This is a genomic window from Lysinibacillus sp. ZYM-1 (genome assembly GCF_001308875.1).
Taxonomy (GTDB): Bacteria; Bacillota; Bacilli; order Bacillales_A; family Planococcaceae; genus Lysinibacillus.
Genome location: NZ_KQ465150.1, coordinates 1 through 24,693, shown reverse-complemented (window position 1 = coordinate 24,693; position 24,693 = coordinate 1). Strand labels below are relative to the sequence as shown.

27 protein-coding genes and 1 pseudogene are annotated in these 24,693 nt (G+C 33.7%); 20 read left to right on the top strand and 8 right to left on the bottom strand.

Annotation, left to right across the window (positions count from 1 at the left end; translation table 11 throughout):
• On the top strand, nucleotides 1–199 hold a 199-nt coding region (locus tag AO843_RS24295), incomplete at its 5' end, for an IS3 family transposase (RefSeq protein ID WP_156314014.1).
• 481 nt (nucleotides 200–680) lie between these two features.
• On the opposite strand, the gene AO843_RS21945 is transcribed toward AO843_RS24295, so the two are convergent.
• Together AO843_RS21945 and AO843_RS21940 are read right to left on the bottom strand one after the other, a co-directional pair.
• Nucleotides 681–1,013 carry a DUF4288 domain-containing protein gene (locus AO843_RS21945; RefSeq protein ID WP_054613197.1) on the bottom strand — a complete coding sequence of 111 codons (333 nt, stop codon included), beginning with the start codon at nucleotides 1,011–1,013 and terminating at the stop codon, nucleotides 681–683.
• A gap of 24 nt (nucleotides 1,014–1,037) precedes the next feature.
• Nucleotides 1,038–1,499, bottom strand: a complete 462-nt coding sequence (locus tag AO843_RS21940) for a hypothetical protein (protein WP_054613196.1) — start codon at nucleotides 1,497–1,499, stop codon at nucleotides 1,038–1,040.
• A gap of 133 nt (nucleotides 1,500–1,632) precedes the next feature.
• Between AO843_RS21940 and AO843_RS24680 the strand changes: the two genes are divergently transcribed.
• The 5 genes from AO843_RS24680 (at nucleotide 1,633) to AO843_RS21920 (ending at nucleotide 5,771) form a co-directional block, all read left to right on the top strand.
• Nucleotides 1,633–1,806 (top strand): hypothetical protein, encoded by a 174-nt coding sequence (locus AO843_RS24680; protein WP_156314013.1) that lies wholly within the window; start codon nucleotides 1,633–1,635, stop codon nucleotides 1,804–1,806.
• A gap of 33 nt (nucleotides 1,807–1,839) precedes the next feature.
• Entirely contained in the window at nucleotides 1,840–2,403 is a 564-nt protein-coding gene (gene lepB / locus AO843_RS21935) for a signal peptidase I (protein WP_054613195.1), read from the top strand.
• 358 nt (nucleotides 2,404–2,761) lie between these two features.
• A complete protein-coding gene (locus AO843_RS21930) occupies nucleotides 2,762–3,649 on the top strand; it encodes a hypothetical protein (protein ID WP_036125938.1) in 888 nt (295 codons plus the stop codon).
• A 405-nt stretch (nucleotides 3,650–4,054) separates the two neighbouring features.
• Nucleotides 4,055–4,465, top strand: a complete 411-nt coding sequence (locus AO843_RS21925) for a hypothetical protein (protein WP_054613194.1) — start codon at nucleotides 4,055–4,057, stop codon at nucleotides 4,463–4,465.
• Nucleotides 4,466–4,862: 397 nt separating this feature from the next.
• Nucleotides 4,863–5,771, top strand: a complete 909-nt coding sequence (locus AO843_RS21920) for a hypothetical protein (RefSeq protein ID WP_197278984.1) — start codon at nucleotides 4,863–4,865, stop codon at nucleotides 5,769–5,771.
• Nucleotides 5,772–6,231: 460 nt separating this feature from the next.
• Here the strand turns inward: AO843_RS21920 and AO843_RS21915 are convergent, their stop codons facing one another.
• From AO843_RS21915 to AO843_RS21905, 3 genes are all read right to left on the bottom strand, one after another.
• A complete protein-coding gene (locus AO843_RS21915; protein ID WP_054613193.1) occupies nucleotides 6,232–7,530 on the bottom strand; it encodes an alpha/beta hydrolase family protein in 1,299 nt (432 codons plus the stop codon).
• A 182-nt stretch (nucleotides 7,531–7,712) separates the two neighbouring features.
• Nucleotides 7,713–8,144: a DUF3021 family protein gene (locus AO843_RS21910; protein WP_054613192.1), complete on the bottom strand. Its 432-nt coding sequence runs from the start codon at nucleotides 8,142–8,144 to the stop codon at nucleotides 7,713–7,715.
• A gap of 16 nt (nucleotides 8,145–8,160) precedes the next feature.
• Complete coding sequence (locus tag AO843_RS21905) at nucleotides 8,161–8,598, bottom strand: LytTR family DNA-binding domain-containing protein (RefSeq protein ID WP_054613191.1); 438 nt, start codon at nucleotides 8,596–8,598, stop codon at nucleotides 8,161–8,163.
• Nucleotides 8,599–9,430: 832 nt separating this feature from the next.
• Between AO843_RS21905 and AO843_RS21895 the strand changes: the two genes are divergently transcribed.
• From AO843_RS21895 to AO843_RS21850, 9 genes are all read left to right on the top strand, one after another.
• Nucleotides 9,431–9,700: a hypothetical protein gene (locus AO843_RS21895; RefSeq protein WP_054613189.1), complete on the top strand. Its 270-nt coding sequence runs from the start codon at nucleotides 9,431–9,433 to the stop codon at nucleotides 9,698–9,700.
• Between the two features lie 129 nt (nucleotides 9,701–9,829).
• Nucleotides 9,830–10,153: a hypothetical protein gene (locus AO843_RS21890; protein WP_054613188.1), complete on the top strand. Its 324-nt coding sequence runs from the start codon at nucleotides 9,830–9,832 to the stop codon at nucleotides 10,151–10,153.
• 1,412 nt (nucleotides 10,154–11,565) lie between these two features.
• On the top strand, nucleotides 11,566–12,060 hold the full coding sequence (locus AO843_RS21880) for a GNAT family N-acetyltransferase (RefSeq protein WP_197278983.1): 495 nt from the start codon (nucleotides 11,566–11,568) through the stop codon (nucleotides 12,058–12,060).
• Between the two features lie 217 nt (nucleotides 12,061–12,277).
• Nucleotides 12,278–12,541, top strand: coding sequence for a hypothetical protein (locus AO843_RS21875; RefSeq protein ID WP_054613185.1), 264 nt, complete (start codon nucleotides 12,278–12,280; stop codon nucleotides 12,539–12,541).
• Nucleotides 12,542–13,138: 597 nt separating this feature from the next.
• On the top strand, nucleotides 13,139–13,687 hold the full coding sequence (locus tag AO843_RS21870) for a helix-turn-helix domain-containing protein (RefSeq protein WP_054613184.1): 549 nt from the start codon (nucleotides 13,139–13,141) through the stop codon (nucleotides 13,685–13,687).
• Nucleotides 13,688–13,826: 139 nt separating this feature from the next.
• On the top strand, nucleotides 13,827–15,083 hold the full coding sequence (locus AO843_RS21865) for a hydroxymethylglutaryl-CoA reductase, degradative (protein WP_054613183.1): 1,257 nt from the start codon (nucleotides 13,827–13,829) through the stop codon (nucleotides 15,081–15,083).
• Nucleotide 15,084: 1 nt separating this feature from the next.
• Nucleotides 15,085–15,525: a hypothetical protein gene (locus AO843_RS21860; RefSeq protein WP_054613182.1), complete on the top strand. Its 441-nt coding sequence runs from the start codon at nucleotides 15,085–15,087 to the stop codon at nucleotides 15,523–15,525.
• Nucleotides 15,522–16,877, top strand: coding sequence for a tripartite tricarboxylate transporter permease (locus AO843_RS21855; protein WP_054613181.1), 1,356 nt, complete (start codon nucleotides 15,522–15,524; stop codon nucleotides 16,875–16,877). The genes AO843_RS21860 and AO843_RS21855 overlap by 4 nt, the downstream gene beginning before the upstream one ends.
• A gap of 19 nt (nucleotides 16,878–16,896) precedes the next feature.
• Nucleotides 16,897–17,793, top strand: coding sequence for a hydroxymethylglutaryl-CoA lyase (locus AO843_RS21850; RefSeq protein ID WP_054613180.1), 897 nt, complete (start codon nucleotides 16,897–16,899; stop codon nucleotides 17,791–17,793).
• A 386-nt stretch (nucleotides 17,794–18,179) separates the two neighbouring features.
• Here AO843_RS21850 and AO843_RS21845 read toward each other — a convergent pair.
• From AO843_RS21845 to AO843_RS25460, 3 genes and pseudogenes are all read right to left on the bottom strand, one after another.
• Nucleotides 18,180–19,375: pseudogene (locus tag AO843_RS21845) on the bottom strand (tyrosine-type recombinase/integrase).
• Between the two features lie 488 nt (nucleotides 19,376–19,863).
• Nucleotides 19,864–21,282 (bottom strand): MFS transporter, encoded by a 1,419-nt coding sequence (locus tag AO843_RS21840; RefSeq protein WP_054613179.1) that lies wholly within the window; start codon nucleotides 21,280–21,282, stop codon nucleotides 19,864–19,866.
• Between the two features lie 149 nt (nucleotides 21,283–21,431).
• On the bottom strand, nucleotides 21,432–21,557 hold the full coding sequence (locus AO843_RS25460; RefSeq protein WP_255350396.1) for a hypothetical protein: 126 nt from the start codon (nucleotides 21,555–21,557) through the stop codon (nucleotides 21,432–21,434).
• A 323-nt stretch (nucleotides 21,558–21,880) separates the two neighbouring features.
• On the opposite strand from AO843_RS25460, the gene AO843_RS21835 reads away from it, so the two are divergent.
• The 5 genes from AO843_RS21835 (at nucleotide 21,881) to AO843_RS21820 (ending at nucleotide 24,163) form a co-directional block, all read left to right on the top strand.
• Entirely contained in the window at nucleotides 21,881–22,495 is a 615-nt protein-coding gene (locus AO843_RS21835; protein WP_054613178.1) for a recombinase family protein, read from the top strand.
• A gap of 149 nt (nucleotides 22,496–22,644) precedes the next feature.
• On the top strand, nucleotides 22,645–22,869 hold the full coding sequence (locus AO843_RS25265; protein ID WP_231630228.1) for a hypothetical protein: 225 nt from the start codon (nucleotides 22,645–22,647) through the stop codon (nucleotides 22,867–22,869).
• The gene (locus tag AO843_RS21830; protein ID WP_231630227.1) at nucleotides 22,844–23,245 is read left to right on the top strand and encodes a hypothetical protein; all 402 of its coding nucleotides are present in this window, start codon (nucleotides 22,844–22,846) and stop codon (nucleotides 23,243–23,245) included. Before AO843_RS25265 ends, AO843_RS21830 begins: the two co-directional genes overlap by 26 nt.
• A 310-nt stretch (nucleotides 23,246–23,555) precedes the next feature.
• Complete coding sequence (locus tag AO843_RS21825) at nucleotides 23,556–23,768, top strand: helix-turn-helix transcriptional regulator (RefSeq protein ID WP_054613177.1); 213 nt, start codon at nucleotides 23,556–23,558, stop codon at nucleotides 23,766–23,768.
• Entirely contained in the window at nucleotides 23,765–24,163 is a 399-nt protein-coding gene (locus AO843_RS21820; RefSeq protein ID WP_054613176.1) for a hypothetical protein, read from the top strand. Before AO843_RS21825 ends, AO843_RS21820 begins: the two co-directional genes overlap by 4 nt.
• The last annotated feature ends 530 nt before the right edge of the window (nucleotides 24,164–24,693 follow it).

Here is a 24,693-nt window from a genome sequence, read left to right as displayed (position 1 = left end):
TAACTGTTTAGATAATGCAGTAATTGAGAACTTTTTTGGTTTATTAAAATCTGAGTTATTATATATACAAGAATTTGAGAGTATGGTTCACTTCAAGCGCGAGCTTGAACTGTATATCGAATACTACAATCACAAACGTATCAAAGGAAAATTAAAAGGATTGAGTCCGGTACAGTACCGAATTCAATCCGCAGCTTAACTTAATATAATGTCTAACTTTTTGGGGTCACTTCAAAATTAGGAAAGCGTCTTTCTTCATGAAAAGGGCCATATTATTGAATAACAATTTTTAAAGATATATTACCAAACGACGCTTTGGGAAGGTTTTATATTTTAACTCCGAGTAGAATAGTACAAGCGAAAAAAATGGGAGGGGGCTCCCTCGCCGGTAGGCAGGTCAAAACGGTGGGCGTTTTGACGGAACAAGAGGGTTCGGGTGTTACAAGATTGTCAATGCCTTTCCCTCTATCGCTGTACCTTGCCAAACCAAAATAAAAAGAGCAGCTATAAATTGCTCTGCTCTCTCACAATATCTTGTTTCAACACTTCAGGACAATGATAACGCTATTACCCCACTTATACTCCAGATAATTAATATAAATGATAGAGTGTTGAAGAAATAGATGTTTCTTTATTGAAATAAAAAGGGGCAACAGTATTAAATACTGTTGCCCCTTTTTTTATTTATCAAGGGAATATAATTTTATGACTTCATCTGCAGTAATTGGTTTATCGAAAGGTAAAAAGCGACTATAAACTTCTTTGAAATTCATATCTCCTTCGAATTGATCAACAGTTTCAAATATATCAAGTATTTTTACAAGACTCCATGTAGTTTGCCCACCATCTGCATTTTTGTAAGTATCATCAACAAATTTTTGGCGGATTTTTATTTCTGCTTCATCGGAATTTTGAGCTTCTACCAATATGATAATTTCTTCGAATGTTTTAGATGAATGGGTGTTTGGTATTACAGTAGATTCTAATAATATTTTCACTGAATATATCTTCATAATTTATACCCCTAAACTATTTAATTATTTTTTAAAGCGATTATCATTTAACAATTTTTTTGCTTTTTTTGCTGCAGCATTGCCGTTGTTGGCATCTTTTTCGATTTCATTGAGAGTTTTTCCGTAATATTCCCCTGGGAATTCACTTCTAATAGAGCCTTTTCTGTTCTTAGAAATATATTCGTCTGCTGTCTCTTTTTCAATGAACGAATTTATACAGTCTCCAATCCAAGTTCCTACTTTATAAGTGGCCAAACCTACTGTGAAGATTCCTGTTCCAATTACGAGGGCTTGTCCTATACCTGGTACAAAATATAGAACTCCGATAGCAGCTGCAGGAGTTGCTTCTGGTCCTTGATCGATAACAAGTTCTAATTCTGATGGTGAAAATTCGCCATCTTTTTCTTCTGCTGCTAGTGTACTAATTGGTGCGTAAGTAAGTAGTAAAGCACTTGATAAAAATACACTTAATGATTTTTTCAACATTTATTTCCCCCCTTTTTTACTATAAATACAAATATAACTATATCATTCGTTGGTTAAAATTACAAAAAAGTGAAAAAAATGTTATGGTGTCAATAAATAGATTAGAAAATTGACGAAAAAGGGGGATGTTTTTATGGCGGAACATATTGAGAAATTAGAAGCGAAAATTAAGGCATTACAAGCGAAAAAACGTGAGGCGACTAAGAAGGAAAAAGCCAAGCAACAAAAAGTAGAATTTGAGCGTTTGAAGGCAGTTGAAAATGAGAGGGGCGCTTTCCCCCTCCATTCGTTTTCGGCAAGTTTATAATTGAATTAATGTTAATTTGAGGAGTGTTTTGTTTTGGAGAAATCAACGATAAAGGAATTATTAGACTGGGTTAAGTCTACAGTGATAACGTGTGTTTTTGTTATCGCTATGATGACATTTATTGTTTCCCCAACTAGAGTAGGTGGTGCTTCAATGATGCCAACATATGAAGATGGGGACTTCGTTTTAGTAAATATAATTGGTAAGAAAATTTCTGGTATTGAAAGATTTGATGTTATCGTATTCAAACCCCCTAATGATGGGATTTATATTAAACGTGTCATAGGATTACCAGGAGACCATATTGCTTATGAGAATGACACCCTTTATATAAACGATGAAGCCTTGGAAGAACCATATTTAGATTTGCATAAAAAACAACTACTAGACACTGATACACTAACACAAGATTTCACTTTACAGTCTTTAACAGATCATTCAACGATACCAGAAGGCTACTTATTTGTATTAGGTGATAACAGGAGAAATAGTATTGATAGTAGATATTCTAGTGTGGGATTAGTACCAATGGAAAAGGTAATTGGAAAAACCTCTATTAGATTTTATCCTCTTGATAGTATAGGTATTGTTAAATAACCGCATTTTTCAGAGCCGATAAGTTAGATGGTTTAGTGTTACAAGGGTTAATAAAATATACAAAACGAATGCAAATAACGTTCCCAAATGAAAGTTAGGGAAGACACAAGAACCCCAAAAATGTTGTTTTCACAGTTTTTTTGGGGTTCTCCTTTGAATTTAGTTAAAAGACTATCTTCAACAATCTGGGCGCGTTTATTTAGGAACGCGTCTTTTTCATTTAAAGGGCCAGATTATGTAGTGACTTTATTAATTGTTTCGTTAAGATTGTGAAGAAATGTACTTATGCCAACGTGGCAGCTTAGTTTAACGGAAAATGTTATAATATTATCAAAATTTAGGGAATGGAGTTTGGGAAATGAAGAGTATTAAAAGATTGATTCAAGTTATCTTAGCAAGTACATCAATCCTAATTCTTAGTGGATGTTTCTCTAAAGATGATCTGAATCAACCAATACAAGAATATTTAGAAACAAACTATGGAATACAAGGTGAGTTTTCTGTTATTCAGGCAAGTAATAACTGGTTTGCAAGTATTGACCATCAAACATATATAGAAATGAAAGAGCCATATCGTGCTTATCCGTACCTAATGATTGATAGAGATACATTGAAGGTTATAGGAAAGGGCAGTCATGACGATATTTACCTTTCACAATTCAAGGGTGCATATATTGAGCAACATCCAAAGGTAGTTCAAGTAGTTGAACAGCTAATAACAAAATATGGTTTAGTGAAATACCCTAATGAATATGAACCAGTAAGAAATGGACCTGTTTCAATATTTCCCTACGACAATATTGAGATAGGTGTAGGTAATTATCAAGAGCTACTTGACGATTTTAAAATGACACAAAAGATAGATACTATTAAACTTTTACCTACATTGGTACCAAGCGACCCAAGAAATAATATTGGTGATGACAGGTATGGAAGGTATGCATCGAAAATAGGTGTGGTAAATTTCCAATTTGAGTTTGACATAAATGAAAATAAACACACTATTCCAAACGCCAAAGAATTAATTGATGACTTCAAAAAAAGTGAAGTATTAGAAAAGGGAATATACAGCATCTATATGCTCGTAGATGACTCAAAACATTTTGTGGGATGGGAACATAATAGTGTAGTTTTGTTTGAAGTTGAGGAAAATGGGGAATATACAATAATTGCCACTCCTAAATATGGTGATTTTTGGGACACTTACTTTTATGGTGATTACGCAGCTAAAAAAAATATAGAATAGAATTTTAGGTTGAATTACTTAATTGGAATTGACTAAAAATACACATGGTGCTACCCCTATTAGTAATATTTTGTAATTAGGATTAGCGCTTGTTTTCATTAAAGGGGAAGATTAATTTAATATAAAACTGAGTATGAAAACTGGGCTTATATTCGTTATGGAGAACTGTATGTAATTAAATGTCGAGTCTATATAGTACCAAGATTTAATATTCGTTATTCAACAATCGGGCGCATTTCTTTAGTAAGGAGGAATGCGTCTTTCTTCATTTAAAGGCCATATTATTGAATAACAATTTTTAAAGATATATTACCAAACGACGCTTTAGTAACTTTATTTGCTTAATTAGACTTGGCTCTTTATTCTTTATAAAGGTTGAACAAGTAACAAGAGGGGCGATAAATAGTGAGGATTCAAGAAGTAGAAGGTTATTTGAAAGGAAAAATAAATGTTGATACAGATTCAGTAGCGTCTATTTGGACAACATTTAAAGAATTTTGTGAGGAAGATATTGTAGGAGAAGATGAAAAGGAAATTTTATTCGAATGTGGTCCTTACCGTAAAGAAATGTTTCATTTTTCGTTTGTACGCCAGTTTACTGAATACGAAGATGATGAATATTTAGGAATGAGCCAGCTTCATTGCAAACTATTATTTACTCCTATTGATGAATTTAAAAAATTACAAGTTACAGAATGGTCAATGGATTTTGAAAGCTTAGATGAATTTTTTAGACATATAGAAAATCTTAAAGTATTTAAAAATATAGTTAATTTAAAACCTAAAACAGTTCAAATTTATCAAGATGAATGTTAAGAAGTTGAGCTGTATATCTGTACATCCAATAACGAAATAACGTTCCCAAATAAAAGCTTGGTAACATTTCAAACAGCGACAAATACTGTTAAATCGGTGTTTGTCGCTGTTTTTTGTTGATGGAGGACGCTTTGGGTGCGTTTTTTATTCAACTAACGGAGGGCGTTTATCCAACAAGGATTTACGCTTTTTTTGTTGAATAATTTACTAAAGAGCAGGATTGTTGATGGTCTATTTTTTTATCTAAAACATCCAGTAAATCTTAGAAATCCATTGTGAAATGTTATCATAAAAGTATCTATAATGAACCTTTCGGAACCTACTATATCAATCCCAACGAAAACGTACCACAAAATGTAGGATTATACTCAAATAAAAATAGTGGAGGAAATAATCTATGAACTATCAAGTGAATGATAAACTATTAAAAATCTTAAAAAAAGTTTATAACAAAAAGAGATATGAAAAAGACGAAAAAGGTTATTATCGTGAAATTGATAATGGAGATGTATGGGATAATGAAAGAGCTGTTTATATTTTTTCAACAAATAATTTAAAAGATGAGGAAAAGACATATTTGGAAGAAAGTTTTTATCCATTAAATGAGATTGAGCATTTTACTCACGATAAAGTGATCGATGAATTTAAGATATTAACCAAAAATTTCAATATAACGATGGATAAAGCACTTCAAGCTTATGTAGCAGGTATGAAAAGTTTTCCAAGGGGAAGACAACCAATATTAAGCTATCTTTATGCCAATCAGTGTAAAAATCATTCCTACCTAAGCGATACAGAGTACTGCCAAAAATGCAGTGTTAAAAAAGAAAAATACTTAAATGTGGGAGAAGGGTTATTCAGTCATTATTATGGTGGTTCATGGAATGAAGGTATTGAATTGATGCTGATAGAATTAAGAGAGTTTTCACAGCTAGAGGTTCCAACCCCAACAGAAGAAGATATAGCAATCTTTAGAAAATTAATAGATATAATCAGAAATGCCCCGCAAGGAGAAACGCCAGGAAAGTTAGAACAGCGAATTAAATCGGAAAAAGTATTTCCTAAGTTCAGTAAATATAGTGTTCGTGGGCAGCTATTATCCTTGGCGGAATTTGGAATAATGCCAAATGATTTGTATCCGCCAATGGTTGATAGATTCGTAGATACCGTTGAAAAAATGAAACTTTATGAGAAGGCAAAAGGCTCCCCACGTTCCGATATTATTCTTCCACTAGCTGCATGGCGTGGAGAGTATGCAATTGATGAAGAACGTTTAGAGAAATTTTTCGGAAAGTATAGTAAATAAAGTATAAGTCAATGTTCTTCCACAATCGGGCGCTTTTCTGTAATTGATTTGCACCTCCAAATGTTAGAGTCGTGTCTAACGTTTGGGGTGCAGTACCTTATTGAGGAACGCGTCTTTTTCTTTTAAAGGGCCATATTGTGGAGGATGGCTTTTATCATTAGTGAGGAATCGTATCATAAGTAAGGTTTAGAAATATAGTATTCCATAATTATTTTAAAAATAATAATTTATTTTAAATATAAGAGAGGCTGGGACAAAACATTTTAGCTAAAGTAAACCCGAACAATGACAAGACACTCATATGGTGTTTTACCATTGTTCGGGTTTTTTAAATATAGTGCTTAATTTATTTGAAAGTGATTCGGCTTTCGCAAAGAGATAATTAGTTATATTGCAGCCTCTTTGTGTAGCCAGGTAAGGAGAAATTTTGTACAAAACCTAAGTCTATTTAGATAAAAAATTAATATGTCTTCTTGGGATTGAAATGACCAATGCCTTTTAATTCATAGTCAAAAAATTTAAGAATTAATTCATTTTCCATTTCAATACAGTAATAGGTATTGATGCTTGCTTTTCCACCTTGTAGCGTATTTGCAAGTATTGGAGAGAAAAGCTGTAAATCGGTCAAGCTTAAATGTTTTGCCCCTTTAAAATGAGTAGTATATGCTCCTTCGAACTGTTTATTGTTGAGTTTGTTCGCTACATAAACAGGAGTACTATCCAGTTGTCGCCAAACATCGTCAGAATAAATGTTAAAAAGTGGAGTTGTGTAGTCTTTGCTGCTTGCCACAAAATTATCATTTGCTTTGTTATAAACAAGTTCACTAAAGAAAGGGGCATCGATATTTACTACTGCACTTACATCATCGCGCATTCTGCCTAGCCACACACTTGCAGCACCTCCCATTGAGTGCCCAAACACACCAATTTTCTCTGTATTGATATGTTGAAAAATAGGGTCATTGTCACTTTTGACTTTTGTAAGTATTGTATCAATGACAAAATTCATATCGTCTGTTCGCAGTTTCATCCATTTTTGAATGAGATTGTACTGTTCTTCATTCGAATAAACACCCTTATTCTTATTTTCGAATTCTTTTCTAAAATCTGAATTGATCATAGTTACAATTCCATCCTCTGAACGAGTATAGAAGGAATGATAGGGGTGATCGATGGAAACGACTACATAGCCGTGGCTTGCCAGTTCCGTATAGGTAGAGCTATTGCTATCCTTAATGCCATATGCTCCATGTGAGAACACCAAAAGTGGGTAAGTACCATTGCCATTCTTCGGGTACCAAAACCCTACGTTCACAAATCTGTGTTGCTCTTTATCCGTAAATTCTTCCATACGGTTTTTATCCGTATATGTGTAAGTAGCGGTTGCAACTTTATATTCACCAGTTACTTTTGGGGATTTATACTGCGGAAAAACAATTGCAGGTGCAAGGGCAAATACTAAGACAACTATCATTACAATGGATTTCCACACGATTTTAGAAGTTTTATATTTTTTGTTTTCCTTGTTACGGATAAGAGAAACTGTTGCCTTTATTGCTAATAGGAGAAACAGTAAACCAAGCATTACCCAACTTAAACTCCACACAATTACAGAAGAAAGTGTGAGTATGACAAATGCAATAAATGCAGCAATCCTAATATAATTCTTTATTTTTCTATGGTTTTGCTTCGTGACGATACAGTAAAATGCAAAAGCAATTTCGAAAATCAAAATGATAATTAATAATAAAATTCCCATTTTTATTACTCCTTTTCCAATGAATTTTTCTTAATTCATCATAATAAGCAGCCGAAAAGAAGTATATAGAAAAACGGTAAGTTGCTTCTACAGGCAAATAAGATGCAAAAAAACGATAAACTATAAAGTTTACCGTAAAATAATCTGTTGCAGAAAAAACTGCAGTATGATTTTCTTGACTACTAATTAACGTTTTTCTTAAATGCTTTTAGTTTTTCGTTAATTTTTTTGGCTTCTTTTATATCATTTTTCCATGACAACAGACGAACTATCATATAGATAACAGCAATTTGCAGTGCCATAGTAAGTACATCTAATCCGTTTTTCAGAATACCCAAAATGGCACCAAGGGTAATCAATAGAATCTCCAAGGTGAAAAAATGAATAACAGTTTTTATCCGCATTTTCTTTTCACTTATTTCATTAGGAGAATATAAAATAAATCCCGTTAGTGCACTTAAAAATGAAAATGCAATAATGATATAAATTGACTTTAAATCAAAGGCCATATCGGGATAATAAATTTGTCTTAAAATAGTAATAATAATAATTATAGATGCGAAGATCATCAAGAAATCCCTAATGATGTCTTGTACAAATTCAGAAAGTTTCATATATGTATCCCACCTTTTACAATCCCAGCATTTTTTTTAGGACAGGCACATACTGCCTTGATATAACTGCACGTTCCCCATTATCAAGCACTGCCTCGAATCGACCACTAAAGGAAGGATGAACGGATGAAATTTTAGCTATGTTTAGAATAGTTGATTTGGTGGCACGAAAGCATTTCTTATCTTTGCATACTTCCTCTAACTCATAAAGCTTATGTTTTACCTCAAAAACATTATCCTCGCAGTAAAGAAAAACTTTTCCGTCAACTGCCTCAAAATAATAGATATCTCTAAGATTAATACGATGAACTCTATCATTTTGATATCCGAGTATTATGAGAGTTTCAGTTTGTAGTTTACTTACGATTTCATGTATTTCTTCGTCTACCTCATGACACTTAATGAGGATTTCTTCTTCCAGTTCTCTACTTATTTCTTCTATTGAAATTTTCAAATTATCACCCTCGAAAATTCAAACTATTTTCAGGTTAGATGTCCGTGAATTTACTAGTATCATAAAGATTTGGAAATAACAACCTTCAGACCATTATAACACAATCAAATACAATCCTTATTTTCATTTTTATAAAACCTCATTTTGATATGTTAGGGTGAACCGGATAAAAAATAAAATATAGTAATCAGATTATGGAAAACCCTCATATACAACAATCGGGCGTGCTTCTTTAATAAAGAATACATCTTTTTTGAGGGCAAGATTCTTAAGAGGTACTTATCGATATTTATGTTTGAGTAGCAAGCTTATTTTAAATATACTTAAATGAAAAGCAGGGAAGCTAAGAATTAATGAGTATATTATGATGCAATAAGGAGTAAATTTTCACTATGGATAAAAAGGCCTTCTTAATAGGTTTCCTCACAGTTTTCTTGATATCTGGAACTTATAACATAATGAACAGTATACAACTAACAAATATATGGATACTTAATAAAGGTATAAATTTGATTGTCAGCCTCATAGTGTATTTTATCTTTACTCGTATTTGGAGTTATTTTAAGAAGGAAAAATTTTGGGATGAATAGCTTATTCCACAATTGGGCGCTTTCCTGGAATAAGGAAAGAGCTTTTTTTATTTAAGGGCCTGATTCTTGAATAACCAATTAGACTGTATACCAAAGATATTGTTAACAAATGTACTTAAGCTAACGGAGCAGGTTTGTCCAATAAAATAAGTGAAATGTTATAATTTGTTCAATAAAATAGGTTTAATGTTATATTTTGTTAAATGATATAATATATGTATTACCTTATGGGGGTTTAGTAAATGAACAAAAATTTTATGTCTTTTTCTATTATTTTCTTAGGATTCTGTATTCTTTTAAGTTCATGGTTTATATCGCAGTCTTTAACATCCGAACAAGTCAATAAAACAAAGAAAGAACAATTCAGGTATGAGTTAATCTCGCCAAACGATAGTAATATCATTATATTTGATAAGCAAAGTGGGGAGTATTGGCGGAAGTATATTGAACCAAATGAGGGACCAACTGATTGGGAAAATCAAACTTCACCAGTTTCTCAATCATTAAATTAAATGCAACTTTTAGGGGCTTTACTTGAAGACTATTGAGCTGCTTAGACAGCTCTTATTTCTTATTGTACTATAAGAGCAGTTTTGTTGTACATATCGTCAAAATGATAGAGTGTTCGTAGGGGGAGTTACATGAAAAAGACGATTGCTTACGGTGCGTATTTTCTAATCGTAGCCACAGTCACCTATTTTGTTGAAATTTTTTTATCTTTTATGATAAGTGGCATTTTATTCTATGCAGCCGACGCACCACCAGGAGATATTACAAATACGGGTAAATTACTGTACAGTGTAGGAATGCCTGTCGGCTATGCCTTTATTCTTTTTGGGTTATATTACTTATATCTCCAAATTATCAAAGGCTTTAACATACATCTTAAGCTAAGTTTTGGGGTTATATTCCATATGATGATTGCCATTTATCTCATTTGGAATATAGCACCATACGTCTTCTAATGACAAAAAATATATCTATAAGTACATCTCGTTCATCTGTTAGATTGTGAAGAAATGTACATCTAGTATCGGGTGCTTTACTTGAAGATCATTGAGTTCCATAATGCAGCTCCTTTTTCTTTATTGAACTAACGATGCAGTTTAGTTGAATAAGAGGGGTTTTTGAAAGGGTGTAGAAAGTTAATATTAGGTGATAAATTGCATTAAACAGGGAGATGGGATAGATATATGCAGACCATTTTTGTCGACTGTGGTAGAAATAATGTGAAACTTAATTGGATGCCTCGAATGAAATTAAAAAAATCCAACTATTTTTCACTAATATAATAGTTATATGTAATATTACCATTAAAATATTATAATTTTGAAAAAAATGAAATTACAAAATACAAACCTGAAATGACTAGTATAAGCCCTATACCTAATAACCAACCAATGATGTTACTAGGACTTAAGCAACTAAAAATTTCAATAGTATAAACAAATATTCTTTTATATAATGGCTTATCACTATAATCCCCTAATTCATCTTTTAATTGAAATTATAAAAAAACCCATTATGATAAGTACTATACCTATAAATAAACCTAACATTTTTAAATTACACTCCTTTTAGAATAACTCCTTTTTTGAATAAAGTTTTTTATCCTCTTAAAATACATTTATTTATACTATTTCATAATACTACTAAAAAAGATATTAAAATAACTTTTTCTTTATCTAGAAGGGTATCAACCTGTAGGGCTTCCTTTCTGGTTAAAAAGTGGGATACAAGGCTGTTAAGTCCTTTATGAAAAGGTGTAATAAGACGATGTATGAAGCAATTTTGGCAACCACTGATGGAAGTGACTTGTTATCTTCGTAAAATTAGCTAATAGAAATCTTCAACACACGGTACAGTTTATTTGAACAAAAAGCCTAAAATGGAGGAGTTAATTAAATGTATATTGTGCCTATCGGTTTTTTTATAATTTTCCTTATTTCAACGACCACGGGACTTTTTTTCATGTTTAAGATGAGAAAGAAAAATAAATATAACGTTGCTAATGGAACTATTGCTTTAGGGACTGGAATCTTTTCTTTAATAGCCTGCATAATCTTCTTGTTTTTTAGCGAAATCTGATTTCCTTCTTTAACTAACTGAGTGCTTTAGTTTAACAAGTAAAAAACAGTGAACACTATCTTGATATTCAGCAATCGGGCGCTATTCTGTAATAAGAATTAGCACTGATCTCAATATAGGGCCATATAGTTGAATAACATTCTTTTATGAAAAGTTGCCAAATAACGCTTTGGAGACTATGTACATCAACTAGTAAAGGAATCAGTTAGAGGTTTCATATTTTCTGTTTTTCCATATAACAGGATATGCATTTTGTTTTTTATTCGAATAAGGAGAGGATGTATAATTGTTGGAGAGTGAAAGATTAATTTTAGTTAATTACACAGAAGATGATATTAGTTTTTTAGAGAATTTGCTAAGTAATCCTAATATGGTGAGGTACATAGGAAATGGAGAAGTTCGTAATAGAGAACAAGCTAATAAATTTTTCGAGTGGATTATTGAACATTATAGGTTGAATAGAAATTATGGTTTAAAACTTATAAAAGACAAAGTCACAGGTGAAAAAATAGGACACGCAGGACTTGTACCTCAAATTGTTGAAGAAGAACATTATATAGAGGTAGGATATTGGATTGAAGAGAATTATTGGGGAAAGGGATATGCTACAGAAGTGGCTCTTGCTTTGATAGATCATGGATTAAATGAATTAAAACTTCCAAAAATCATTGCCCTAATTCAAAATGGAAACATTGCTTCAGAGAAGGTTGCAATAAAAAATGGTTTAAAAAAAGAAAAAGAGATTTTATTAAACGAGAAAATTGTTAGTATATATACTACCTAATAAAGATATAGAAATATATGAGAGAACGCTAGTAATAATAAAAAATAGTTATTCAACAATCGGGTGCAATTCTTGAATTGGAATTGTGCCTTTTTCAGTAATAGAGCCATATTATTGAATAACATTCTTTGACATAAAGGTTCCAGACGCCGCTTTGGAAAAGTTATAAATACTAAGGCTGGAATTCAATAATTATTTCGAAAGGTAGTGTTATTAATTGGAAAACAAAGAAATAATACTTAATATCTTAAATGAAATCAAAAATGGAAATATACCTGTTTATACAGATTACAATTTAAACTTAGATATGTGGGGTGATCTTATTGAATATATGCATGATAGAACATATATTTCAGATGTTACAATTTATTGGTTTGGTGATGATGATACATATAACGATGAAAGAGTTCACTCTGTTGATCTAACTAAAGTCAGACTGACAACTTTTGGAGAGAGATTTTTAACTGAAGAAATGAATTAATTATACAAATTAAATCAAAATAACGTTCCCAAATGAAAGTATGAAAACACACTTAAAAACCACAAAACGAAGTTTACTAGCAAAGTTATTAGTAAACGCTTTTGACTTAAAAATGAAGGGAGAAGTTAAAGGGTTTAAATATGTTTCTCCTTCAAATTGGTCATATAAATATATTCAAATTTTAGTGAGTAATGGTATTACCAAAGGTTCCTTCCGAACGATCCTGTTTCTTGCCAACATTTCACTGTATTTTTAGTACGTATCTTTGAGTCTTTTTAAATGTACTAAAAAGAATGAAATTCGTCTGAGGACTTGAACGAATCAATCTAATTCTTCTATTAGGATCCTAAGAATGATATTGCTTATAAGCCCTATATACAAAAAGCATCTGTCCAAGGGAGTAGATGCTTTTTCATTGCCACATAGCAAAGGATGTGTAGTGAATAACATTACACACCTTTAATTTATGAATATTCAAATTTTCAAAACCTAAAATAGCTACTTTTGTAACTGTTACACTTTCCGTATTATCTGTCCTCCATTCCAAAATATAGTATAGTTATGTAAAAGCCTAACAGATCGAGAGGACTGGAATAGATGAACATACTAGAAGTTGGAGTAAAAATAAAACAGATGCGAAAGAAAAATAAAATGTCTCAGGATGATTTAGCTACGCAGATCAATTTAACAAAAAGCCATATTTCAAAAATAGAAAATGGCAAAGCGACACCCAGTCTTGTGACATTGTCTAAGATTGCGGAAATATTTGATGTGCCTATGGCTTGGTTTGTTATCCAGGATCAATTTGATGGCATTTCAATTGTCTCGAAAAAAGAGCGCAATGAGACTGTTGAAACGAATCAACTCGGCTATCAATATGAGCTGTTAGCGAATAAGAGTTATATGAGCAATATCAATCCTTCTATTGTCACTGTACATAATGGGGCGGAAAATTTAGCCCTTTATACACACGATAATGATGAATTCATTTACATCATTTCTGGTAGTATCGTCTTGAAATACGATAATAAATTTTACAATTTAGAAGAAGGTGACTCTGCGTATTTTTCTGGGAAAAAAGAACATATCTTTATTAACAACTCTGCGGAAAACTCAAAAGTATTAACGATTTATGTTGAGGATTAAAACTTTCTTTTAAACGTAAATATTATCGAAAATACAATTTTCTTGTTTACAATACTATTCAGACAATTTACAATTGGTGTAATGCTATTCAACTTAGTTGAATTGTATTACACTTTTTTATATTTTTGGGGGTATGGGGATGACTTCACGAATTAAAGGATTTTATTTACTTTCAGTGGAAGAGCGAATTAAGTTAATCGCTGAAAAATCAAAGTTAACAAACGAGGAAGTTGAAGCTTTAAACAGTGGGATATCATTAGAGCTTGCAGATGCAATGGTTGAAAATGTTATTGGCCACATTTCAGTTCCTTTAGGGGTAGCTGCCAATTTTAAAGTAAATGGCAAAGAGGTATTTATTCCAATGGCTACGGAAGAACCGTCTGTGATTGCTGCAGCTAGTAATGCTGCACGTGCAGCATATGAGTTAGGCGGAATTTTTACTTCCAGCTCAGGAACAGTTATGCGTGGACAGATTCAAGTATTAAATATTGATGACCCTCATGGAGCAAGGGCGAAAATTTTTGAACATAAAGATGAAATCATCGAACACTGTAATGCAAAAGATCCGACGTTAGTAAAGCTAGGCGGCGGAGTAAAGGATGTAGAAGTGCACTTAATCGACACAGCAAAAGAAACAATGGTTGTTGTACATTTAATCGTAGATACGAAAGATGCGATGGGGGCAAATGCTGTCAATACGATGGCAGAATCTGTGTCACCATTAATCGAACGGATTACAAATGGACGAGTTGTGCTCCGAATTATTTCAAATTTAGCAGATAAGCGTATTGTTCGTGCCCGTGGTGAATTCTCGACAGATATGCTCGGTGGGATAGAGATTGCCAAAAATATTGTAAGTGCTTACGAATTTGCAGATGCTGATCCGTACCGTGCTGCTACACATAATAAAGGAGTTATGAATGGTATTACCGCTGCGGTATTAGCTTCGGGTAACGATACTCGTGCTGTTGAGGCTGGCGCTCATGCCTATGCAGCCCGTTCTGGCAGATATCGTTCTTTAACAACATGGGAGCTTAATAAAGCAGGCAATCTTGTTGGTACGTTGGAATTACCGTTAGCTGTTGGTATTGTGGGAGGGGCTACAAAGACTCATCCTGTTGCAAAAGCCGCTCTAAAAATTATGGATGTGCAATCTGCAGAGGAACTAGCCAGCTACATTGCCGCGGTAGGATTAGTAGAAAACCTAGCAAGCTTACGAGCGCTTTCCGCAGAAGGTATTCAATCTGGTCATATGCGTCTGCATGCCAAAAATTTGGCTGTAATGGCTGGAGCAACAGGCGATATTATTGATCGTGTTGTACAGCAGGCAGTTGAAGAGAAAGATTTCCGTTATGATCGTGTTTTAGAGATTACAAACTCTCTGCGAGGTGAATAACTTGGCGAATACCCAACATAATGAGCAAAAAAATGTAGATGAAAAAAAGTTTATCGAAATTTTAGGTGACACGGTTTCTGGTAATCAGTTAATTATTTCAATTATTTTAAGCGTTGTAGCCAGCTTTTTAGGCTATCAATTAGGCCAGTGGGTTTTTCCGAAAATTGCAGACCCTCAAATGATTAACTCCTATTCACTATTAACAGGAATTGCAGGTATTCTGATTGTTGTCGTTATCAATACAATTCTTTTTAAACCAAAGCGTATTTTAGTAGAGGATGAGACATCTAGTCATTCTTTAAAGGAAGCATTTGAAGATTTACAAATTGATATCGACGAGGAAATACGCTTAATTGAGGAAGACCCGGTGACAAAAAAAGAGCTCGAGGATTTTGGTATTCTTTCTAGCTTACAAGGCTTGAAAGGAGCGGATAAAAAATGAGTATTTATTTAATAGCTCTTCTATTTGCCCTTCTAGGTGCAGCTATCTTTACTGTCATTGGGCTTATTTCAGGTACAGATGAAACAGCGATTATGGTACCTATTACATTGTTAGTTATTTTGCTGGGTGCGCCTCCTGAAGGTGTATTCGCCTTCTTCATGGCAGGGGTGTTAGCTAAGCACTTAACACATGCTGTACCAACTGCGTTATTAGGTATCCCTGGTGACACAACAGCTGTACCGTTAATCGACCATGCAAATACATTACGCCGTTTAGGGATGCCGCACGTTGCACTACGTAAAATGATTTCTGGCGGCGTCATCGGTGCATTTATTGCCCTACCAACCGCTGTCCTTTTAGGTCAGTTTTTAGGTCAATTTGCCGATTTCTTTAAATCTTCATCAGGCATTATTTTTACACTTGCCGCTATTTTAATCGCGTTCTTCTCAAAAGGGAAATGGGCAAGTCTTTTAATCATTATTCCATTTGCGTTTTTCATTAAGGCTTTAGATAGCGTTAGCTTTGCGATGCTTGATAAACATTTAAGTATTACATTCTTTTTAGGGATTGCCATTGGGCCAATGTTTTGTAATATTTTAATGGCAGCATCTCCTGTTGCTAAAAATGATTTAACGCGCAGTAAGCAAAATCAATATAATCTTGCTCCTGAAACGAAATCATGGAAAGGATATTTTCCTAATCCATTTAAAATTTTATCGAAAAGACAGACGATTTTTACGAGCATTACAACGTTTCTTTCCTCCCTCACATTTGTATTCAGTCCTGTAGGGATGACGTCATTGATGGGGGAAATTGTAGGCTCCCGCACAAAAGGAGCTTATAAAAAATCAACAACGAGTCTTACTGTGATGAATGGTGTAACGGAATCAACATATATTGCTGAAGCTATTATTCCATTAATTGCATTCGGTATTCCGTTAAGCCCAGTAGCACTTGGACCAGCATCACCTTTATTTAATGCACCACCGATTTTTACTGTGGATCCGGTAAACAACTTACACACATTAATGTCTTCATGGGATTTTTTCATTTTTGGGTTAATCGGAATTAGTGTGGCGGCTTTAATTGCTTATCCATTTGCGATGAATTATGCACGTAAAGCATCTGTATTAGTACTAAAATATATCAGCCAGGAAGCAATCGTAGCGATGTTCATCGGTTTAGCGTTCTTGCTTGCCTATAACGAGGCCCAATTAGTAGGAGTAGTTTTAACATTTACAGTCGCAACAGTTGGTGGTTTATTAAATCGAATTTTAGGTGTAGGGGCTGGTGTGCAATTCATGGTATTCTACGCATCAAGCTGGATTATGCTACAGCTGTTCGGCATTTAGTTAAAGGAAGTGTATCTTTATGAACTTACCAAAAGCAGTGGAAATAAGAGAAGTTGGTCCGCGTGACGGCCTACAAAATGAGAAAATATTTATTCAAACTGATTTGAAAGTGCAATGGATTAACTTAATAAGTGAAACAGGTGTCCGCCATATCGAAGTATCCTCTTTTGTTAGCCCAAAGTGGATACCAGCTTTGGCCGATCATAATGAAGTGTTTGAGCAAATCACACGTGATGAAAAAATAACGTATGCTGCTCTTGTGCCTAATTTGAAAGGGCTAGAAGGGGCGATTCAACATAAGGTTGATGAAATTGCTTTATTTATTTCTGCTTCTGAGGAGCATAATCAAAGTAATTTAAATGCTTCCATCAACCAATCTTTGCAAAACTTAAAAGCTGTAGCTGAAGCAGCAAATCGTAAAGGTATATCGTTAAGAGGTTATATTTCAACCGTATTTGGCAGTCCGTTTGGTGACGAAGTAAATCTTCAAACAGTCAAGAAAATAATTGATGCCTATTTAGAAATGGGCGTTTCTGAAATTTCACTTGGCGATACTATCGGAGTTGCAGACCCTATACAAGTGAAGGCTATTTTATCAGAGCTGCTCACTCAATACGACCGTGATTTGTTTGCCCTTCATTTTCATGATACGTATGGTCGCGCTTTAGCGAATATATTTTCAGCACTAGAACTCGGAATTGCAAAATACGACAGTGCTATTGGTGGTTTGGGGGGGTGCCCTTATGCCCCCGGTGCAAGTGGCAATGTGTCAACGAATGATCTAGTGAATTTCCTACATCGTTTAGGCGTGCAAACAAATATTGATGAAGAAAAATTGTTTACCGCAACACGATTTTTACAGCAGGCAATGAATAGACAGCCTGATAGTAAAGTTTTTAAAGTGCAAAGTAATTAAGAAAAACGATGTGGGATTGGACCTGCACCCCAATTGTTAGACACACTCTAACAATTGAAGGTGCAGTTTTTTTATGGGTAAATAGACTACTAGATAAAATTAGAAGCTGTTTTACGCTAGTTAAATGGCAACGAAAGATATAGAGAAATCAATCGTTTTTTCGGTTAGAAAATACGAATGCTTAACACACCGCCAATTTATATTTTATTAGCCTCAACTTTGTGGATTAATATGCATTGTATTAAAAAATGAAAACCCTCAAAAGCTGCATATAACAGGCTTTGAGGGCTTATTAGGGTACATATTGAAAAATAAAAAATTAGTCCGTGAAACATTAAATAAATGACAAAAGTATTGATTTATCAACGTTTACACGGACTTTTACATTAATTAGCCCCACTGCTAGCCCCAGTTCCGCAGTCCAAACTTCTACTGAAAACCTCTACTGATTGTTCTTCTAACTCTTTCATTACATGGCCGTAAATTTCATAAATCATTGCTGGAGTATTTCCTAAGCGCTGAGCAATTGCTTTTACGTTCTGTCCGCTATTTAATAAAATTGTCGGGTATGACGTAAACCATGAAAAGTAATTTTTGGTTCACCATCATTGTTTAATATACCAGCTTTTAAAATCGTATCTCTAAACATTTTATGAATCGCAGCACCATGCAATAGGTTATTAAATTTATTAATAAATACAAATAACTGATCGTCAAATTGTTTGCCATGTTTCAATAAAATTTGTTTACACCATACTTGGTATTTTTTTAATTGATCAATTACTAGATCATCCACCAAACTTCTCCTATAACTATTTTAGTTTTAGGGGTACGCGTACCAATATCATCACGTGTACGTTCAATTGTAATTATATTATTTTTGAAATCTATATTTCGCCACTGTAAGCCACAAATTTCACCTTTGCGCATACCTGTATAGACAGCTACCAACAAAAAAGTATAACTAGTAATGTCTTCATACTTTTTTGCTGTGTGGAGAAAGATATTTAATTCTTCGATGGTTAAATAGTTGTAGGTTTCTTTTGTTAATTCAAATTCGTTTTTTATAACAATTTTTGTAAAACGATTGCGAATAAGTAATTCTTCTTCGACAGCTGCATTAATAGCAATTTTAAAGATTGAATGAAATAAATAGACTGTACCAGGTTTTAATTTTTGTTCCAATATATCAATAAAAACCCTTTGATACGTTATACGATCTAACTTTTGGAGTTTATAGTGGCCAAGTAGTGGCTTAAAATGGTTTTTTAACCACTAACTTACGTTGCTTCATCGTAGTAGCTTTCCATTTGTTTTTATTCATTTCAAGCCAAGTATCTAGCCATTGCCCAACCGTTAAATTATCATATTCTATATGCTTTGTTTCGCCTTGTAGTGTTGCAGCTTTTACTTCTAGTAGGGCTTTTAAAGCTGCTTTTTCTGTTTTAAAGCTGCTTTTTTTCTTTTCTTTTCTAATCCCAGCTGCGTTATAAAATTTGTGACGATACATCCATAGCTTTTCGCCTTTGGCATTGAAATAGTAGTATATTTCTGGTTCTTTTTTTGATTTATATAACTTCATTCACTTCAGCCCTTTCCAGCTTGGCAGCGCGTAAGTCTGAAAAAATACAAACGAAGTAATGTAGTAATCTTTTTTGATAACTACATGATTATTATAATAGGTGTTATTACAACTTTGCAAATTGAGGTTTATGGATTAGTATGTTAAATGCTGACAAAGGTAAAGAAGTGTTGTTGGAATTAAAAAAATTAGAGGTGTTTCCTTTTTATTGTGAAGTGTGTGTGATGTATCTTTAAAACAAAGTTTAACCGTTTGTAAGAAAGTTGTACCGTTGTGAAACAAGCTATACCATTTATAAAAAAAGATGAACTGTTTTTAGATCTTAGAATGATAATTTATAAAAGTTTGATAAAAAAATATTGTTATATGCAGGATTTTCCCTTATTCAGCAATCGGGCCAGATTGTTGAATAAATTTTCTTGAACGAGAGGTTAGCTCGATAACAAAAGTCAATAAAAAACGCCCCTTTCAAAGGGCGTTTAAACTTGTTATAATTTTTCATTGCGTAAGCTCAATGTGATAATTAGAGCAATTGCTATGATGAATGTTACCGCTAAAAACACATCGGAATAGTGAGGAGCATCTAGCGAATAAAGTGGATTTAAAGCATTTCCAACTTCGTGGCTTGCAGACAATAAAGCCCCAATTATTGCTGCACCAGTCCCTGCACCAAGGTACAATGCGCCTAGAAACAGACCCATTCCTACTCCAACTTGCTCGTTAGATAGTGCAGATACCGCAACATTATTAGCTGGAGAATTAATGAACGCAAAAGCAACTCCAATACCTAAAACACCAATCGAAAAAAAGATAGGTGAGGATCCAGCAAATAATGACATAAATAATGAGGAAATCCCCATAACAATCAACCCTGTGATTAAAAGCCTTTTGGGCTTAATACGGTCAGACAACCTTCCTACTATTGGTGATAAAATAGCGACAGCCACACCTCCAGGAAGTAGTGTCATTCCAGCTTCTCCCGGGGTCAATCCATTGACTTCAACAACAAGCAACGGAACAAACACAAGGATAGAGAAGTAGGCAAACATCGAGAAAAAAATAATTAAAACAGAACTCACATATAAACGGTTCTTCATTAAAACTGGCGGAATGAATGGTTGCTTAGCAGTTGCAATTCGAATAATTAAGGCAAATAAAGCGGACAACGATATTAATAAGCTTATGATTGTTTGTTTAGATCCAAAACCAGAGGTCTCGGCCAGAGTAATACCTAACAAGAATAAACCTACCATCAGTCCGAGTAAAATTCCTCCTAAAATATCAAAGGTTTTTGATTCGCCAATTTCTGTTGGTTCAATTTTTTGCATAGAAATTTGCGCGCCTATAGCGATTACTAATCCTAAACTGAATGTAATCCAAAATAGAGAATGCCAGCCTAACCATTGACCTACAGTGCCACCAAAGATCGGTCCTCCGGCAGTTCCAATACCAATACAACCAGCAATAATTCCTAAGACGCTACCGCGTTGTCCTGGTGGATACACTTTAGTTATCACGACAACAGAGAGTACAGGGATAGCAGCCATTCCGGCACCCTGAATCATTCTTCCAAATACTAAAACAGATAGGTTAGGAGCAAGGGCACAAATTAAACTACCCATTGTTAAGATTAATATCCCTATTGTAAATAGCTTCCTTACATCTAGAAAATCGGACATACGCCCATAAAATGGAATTGCTATCGCGAGTACAAGGGCGACACCACCGACAACCCAACTAACCTGAGCTTCAGATCCTCCTAGTTCTACTCCAATCATACCTAGAACAGGAGTGACCATATCAACGGTAATTGCAGCCATCAATACAGATAGTCCTAAAACAATTATCAAAAGTCTATTTGAACCTTGTTTTTGTGCTGAATAGTTATTATTTATTTGATTACTCATCTTTTCTGCCTCCTAAAATTAAAATTATTATTTTAGGAGGCAAGATCTATTGTTTTTACCATTATAGTCACCTCTACATCGACAAAAAATAAAAAGGTACCGGTTATATAACCAGTACCTTTGACATATTAAAATCTATTTATTCGTCTTCACGAAAAACAGGCGTCAAAAAGCTCCGGTTGCGGTATTCTGTTTAAAAAAGGACATACGTATCCCGCTGTATTTAAATCCCCAGAAACTTTAATCTTTGTATCAAGAATCAATACCATTTCCATTGCTTTTCGCCTCCTTTTATTAATCATTATTTTTCCTCTTCAAATTTATCATAAATCAATGAAAAAAGGAAGCGTTGATTATTCATACACCTTTCACTATTAAATACGGCCGTTAGCTTAAAACCTTGATTCATTGGGAAATTATGACTTTGCCGTAATAGGGCGCGATTGTGGCACAAGAAATTAAAGGGGTGGCGATTGCCATCTCTTTTTTATTTAGGCCTGTGCAAAATAACCCTTAAAATAGGTGCAAATTAACTCCTAAAGTGACAATGTATTGAGTTGTTCATTATAAGTTGTTCAATTAAAGGAGTCGATACATAATGATTTTTGGTTATGCCAGGGTTAGTTCTGTTGATCAAAATTTAGATCGCCAGCTGAAGGAGCTTGAAGCTTTTAGGTGTGAAAAAATATACAGCGAAAAAAAGTCAGGGAAAGATTTTGTTCGTTCCGTTTATCGTGAAATGAGATCGAAAATGCGGTTTGGTGATGTGTTAGTAGTCCATGATTTAAGTCGGTTTGTCCGTAACAAACAAGAAATTCTTAATGAGTGGAAACAAATAACCGAAGATGAAATTGATATTGTTGTTTTAAATATGCCGATCCTTGATACACGAAAATATAAAGAATTAGCAGGTGTAGGCCAGCTGGTTTCTGATCTAGTTTTAACACTTCTCTCATGGATGGTTGAGGAAGAACGCAATCGAATTAAAACTGCCCAGCGAGAGGGTATCGCTATTGCAAAAGAGCGTGGAGCTTTCAAAGGGAAGAGTAGAAAATATCACGCTGAAGCAAAGGGAAAGGACAGTCTTATCTATAATGTAGTGGTTCAATTATTAAAACAAAATGAATCAGTGGTGAATATTCACCGAGAAACAGATCTTGCTAGGAACACAATTTATTCGATTAAAAGACAATTAGAAATTGATAAAACATAGATTATTTGCAAATTGATTTAAAATCCTGTGTTGATACTGCAGGATTTTTTTGTTCAACAAACGGGCCATTTATTGGAGTATTGCGTATTGCAAAAATGGATAAAATTTGAAATATTTTAATGAAACATTCATCAATGGGGGGAGCTAATATGCGTTATTTTAAAAGCTACTGCTTGTTTATAGTTATCACATTGTTGTTAACAGGGTGTGCAGGAGTAGAAGCAGAAAAATCTCCATCAAATTCGAAATTAACCACTGAGTCCTACAACATGAGTGAAAAAGAAACCTTATTAATTAGTAAAACAGGTGTAGAGCAAATTAAATTTTTCAAGTTGAATGGCACTTTATTTGCAATTTTCGGCGGAAGTTTTTGAAAACGGTAAGTTTAAAGAGGAGTTACTAAAGACTTGGGATGAACTCGAAACAAAATATAATGACAGCCTTATTTCTTTTGGAATAATTGATAATAGAGACGAAGATCATTCTTTAAAACTTTTAAATGGTATACCTTCTGGGCTTGCTACAACGTTTTATTCAAATAACATGACAACATCATCTTTCGGTTTGCTAATCGACGGAAAAATGACTTTAGAAAAAAATAAACCTATTTATTTAACAGCATGGCTAGGCACTACTAAAAACGAACTGCGTTCTGGTAGTGGCACAACTGGGGAACTGCCCCAGGGTATTGAAGAAGCTGAACTAGCATTTATATACAAAGTTTTATGGACCGACAAAGAAAAGAAATAATTTTTACCTAAGTTATTCAACAATCTGGCGCATTTCTTTTGTAGGAAATGCGTCTTTCTTCGTCTAAAGGGCCAGATTGTTGAATAAAGGGTCTAGTCAGATTTATGCGGATTTACAACGGTAAGCAAAGAAAAGCACCCAACGACGCTTTGGGTGCTTTTTTTATTCAACGAACGGAGCAGGCTACTTTAACAAAATGTTTAAGTGCTTATGAGTATTATTTTATATTAAATGTAAAACATTCTTTACATATTACTATTTTATGGTATATTAAATGTAAAATCTCCTTTACATATTGCAGGTGAATCGATTGAAAAATAAAATTCAAGCACGTCGGAAAATGAAAGGATTATCACAAGAAGAACTTGCACAAAAATGCAAAGTGTCCAGACAAACGATTAATGCTATTGAGAACGATAAGTACGATCCAAGTTTACAATTGGCCTTTACTTTGTCTCATGTTTTAGGTCTGTCTATTGAGGAATTATTTGATTTTGATTTTGAAGGGGATGGGAGTAAATGATAACTGTAAAAAAAGTTAGCTTTTTATGTTCTTTAGTTCTTATTGTTGCAATTAGTGGTTATGCGATTTATGAGTGGGTTACAAAAGAAATAATTAATGCTTCTACACTATTTTTTTTATTTTTAGGAATCGGTTTCTTATTTCAGTCTTTAACTTGGGGTGAATTGAATGGAAAACATGAGGGTGAAAAAGATGAAATGGAAAAGCATATTACACTTTTAAGTTCTAAAATAAGCTATTACTTATTATTATTATTGATGCTAATTGTTCTCGTAGTATCTGAAAAAGTAATTGCATTAAATGATATAAAAAATATTCCACTTGTTATTGTAATTGGATTTGCTTGGATAACAATGCCTATTACTGAATTCGTTGTTTCAAAAAAATATCGTTAATATTGAACGAACGGAGTGCTTTAGTGAAACAAGGATTTATAACGTATACAAAAATTAACCCAATAACGTTCCCAAATCAAAGTTTGGAAACACATGAAAAAGCCACAAAATGAAGTTTAGTTATTCCATTAAAGGGTGCAGTACCTTCTGTAAAAAGGATCAGCGCTCTTTTTCATTAAATGGGCCATTTAATAGAATAAAATACAATAATTATTGGACGCGAGGATAGTGAAGAAAAGTACTTAAACTAACGAAGCAGGTTAGTTGAACAAGCAGGTGTCTTGGGAAAATAAAGTATTAGACTGAAAAATAAAGTTGTAGACTGAGAAAATATAGCACTAGACTGGGAACGGCATTAAGCTAACGGGCAGGATTGCAAAAAATAGGACGAAATCCTCTTTTACATCATGTATCAATAATTAGTAAAATTAGCACATGAATATAGAAGGGAGCAAGCTGAATGATTGACATGCAGTATATAAACGATCTTGAGGCAGAGATGGATGTAATGAAGCTTGTAGGTAATTATA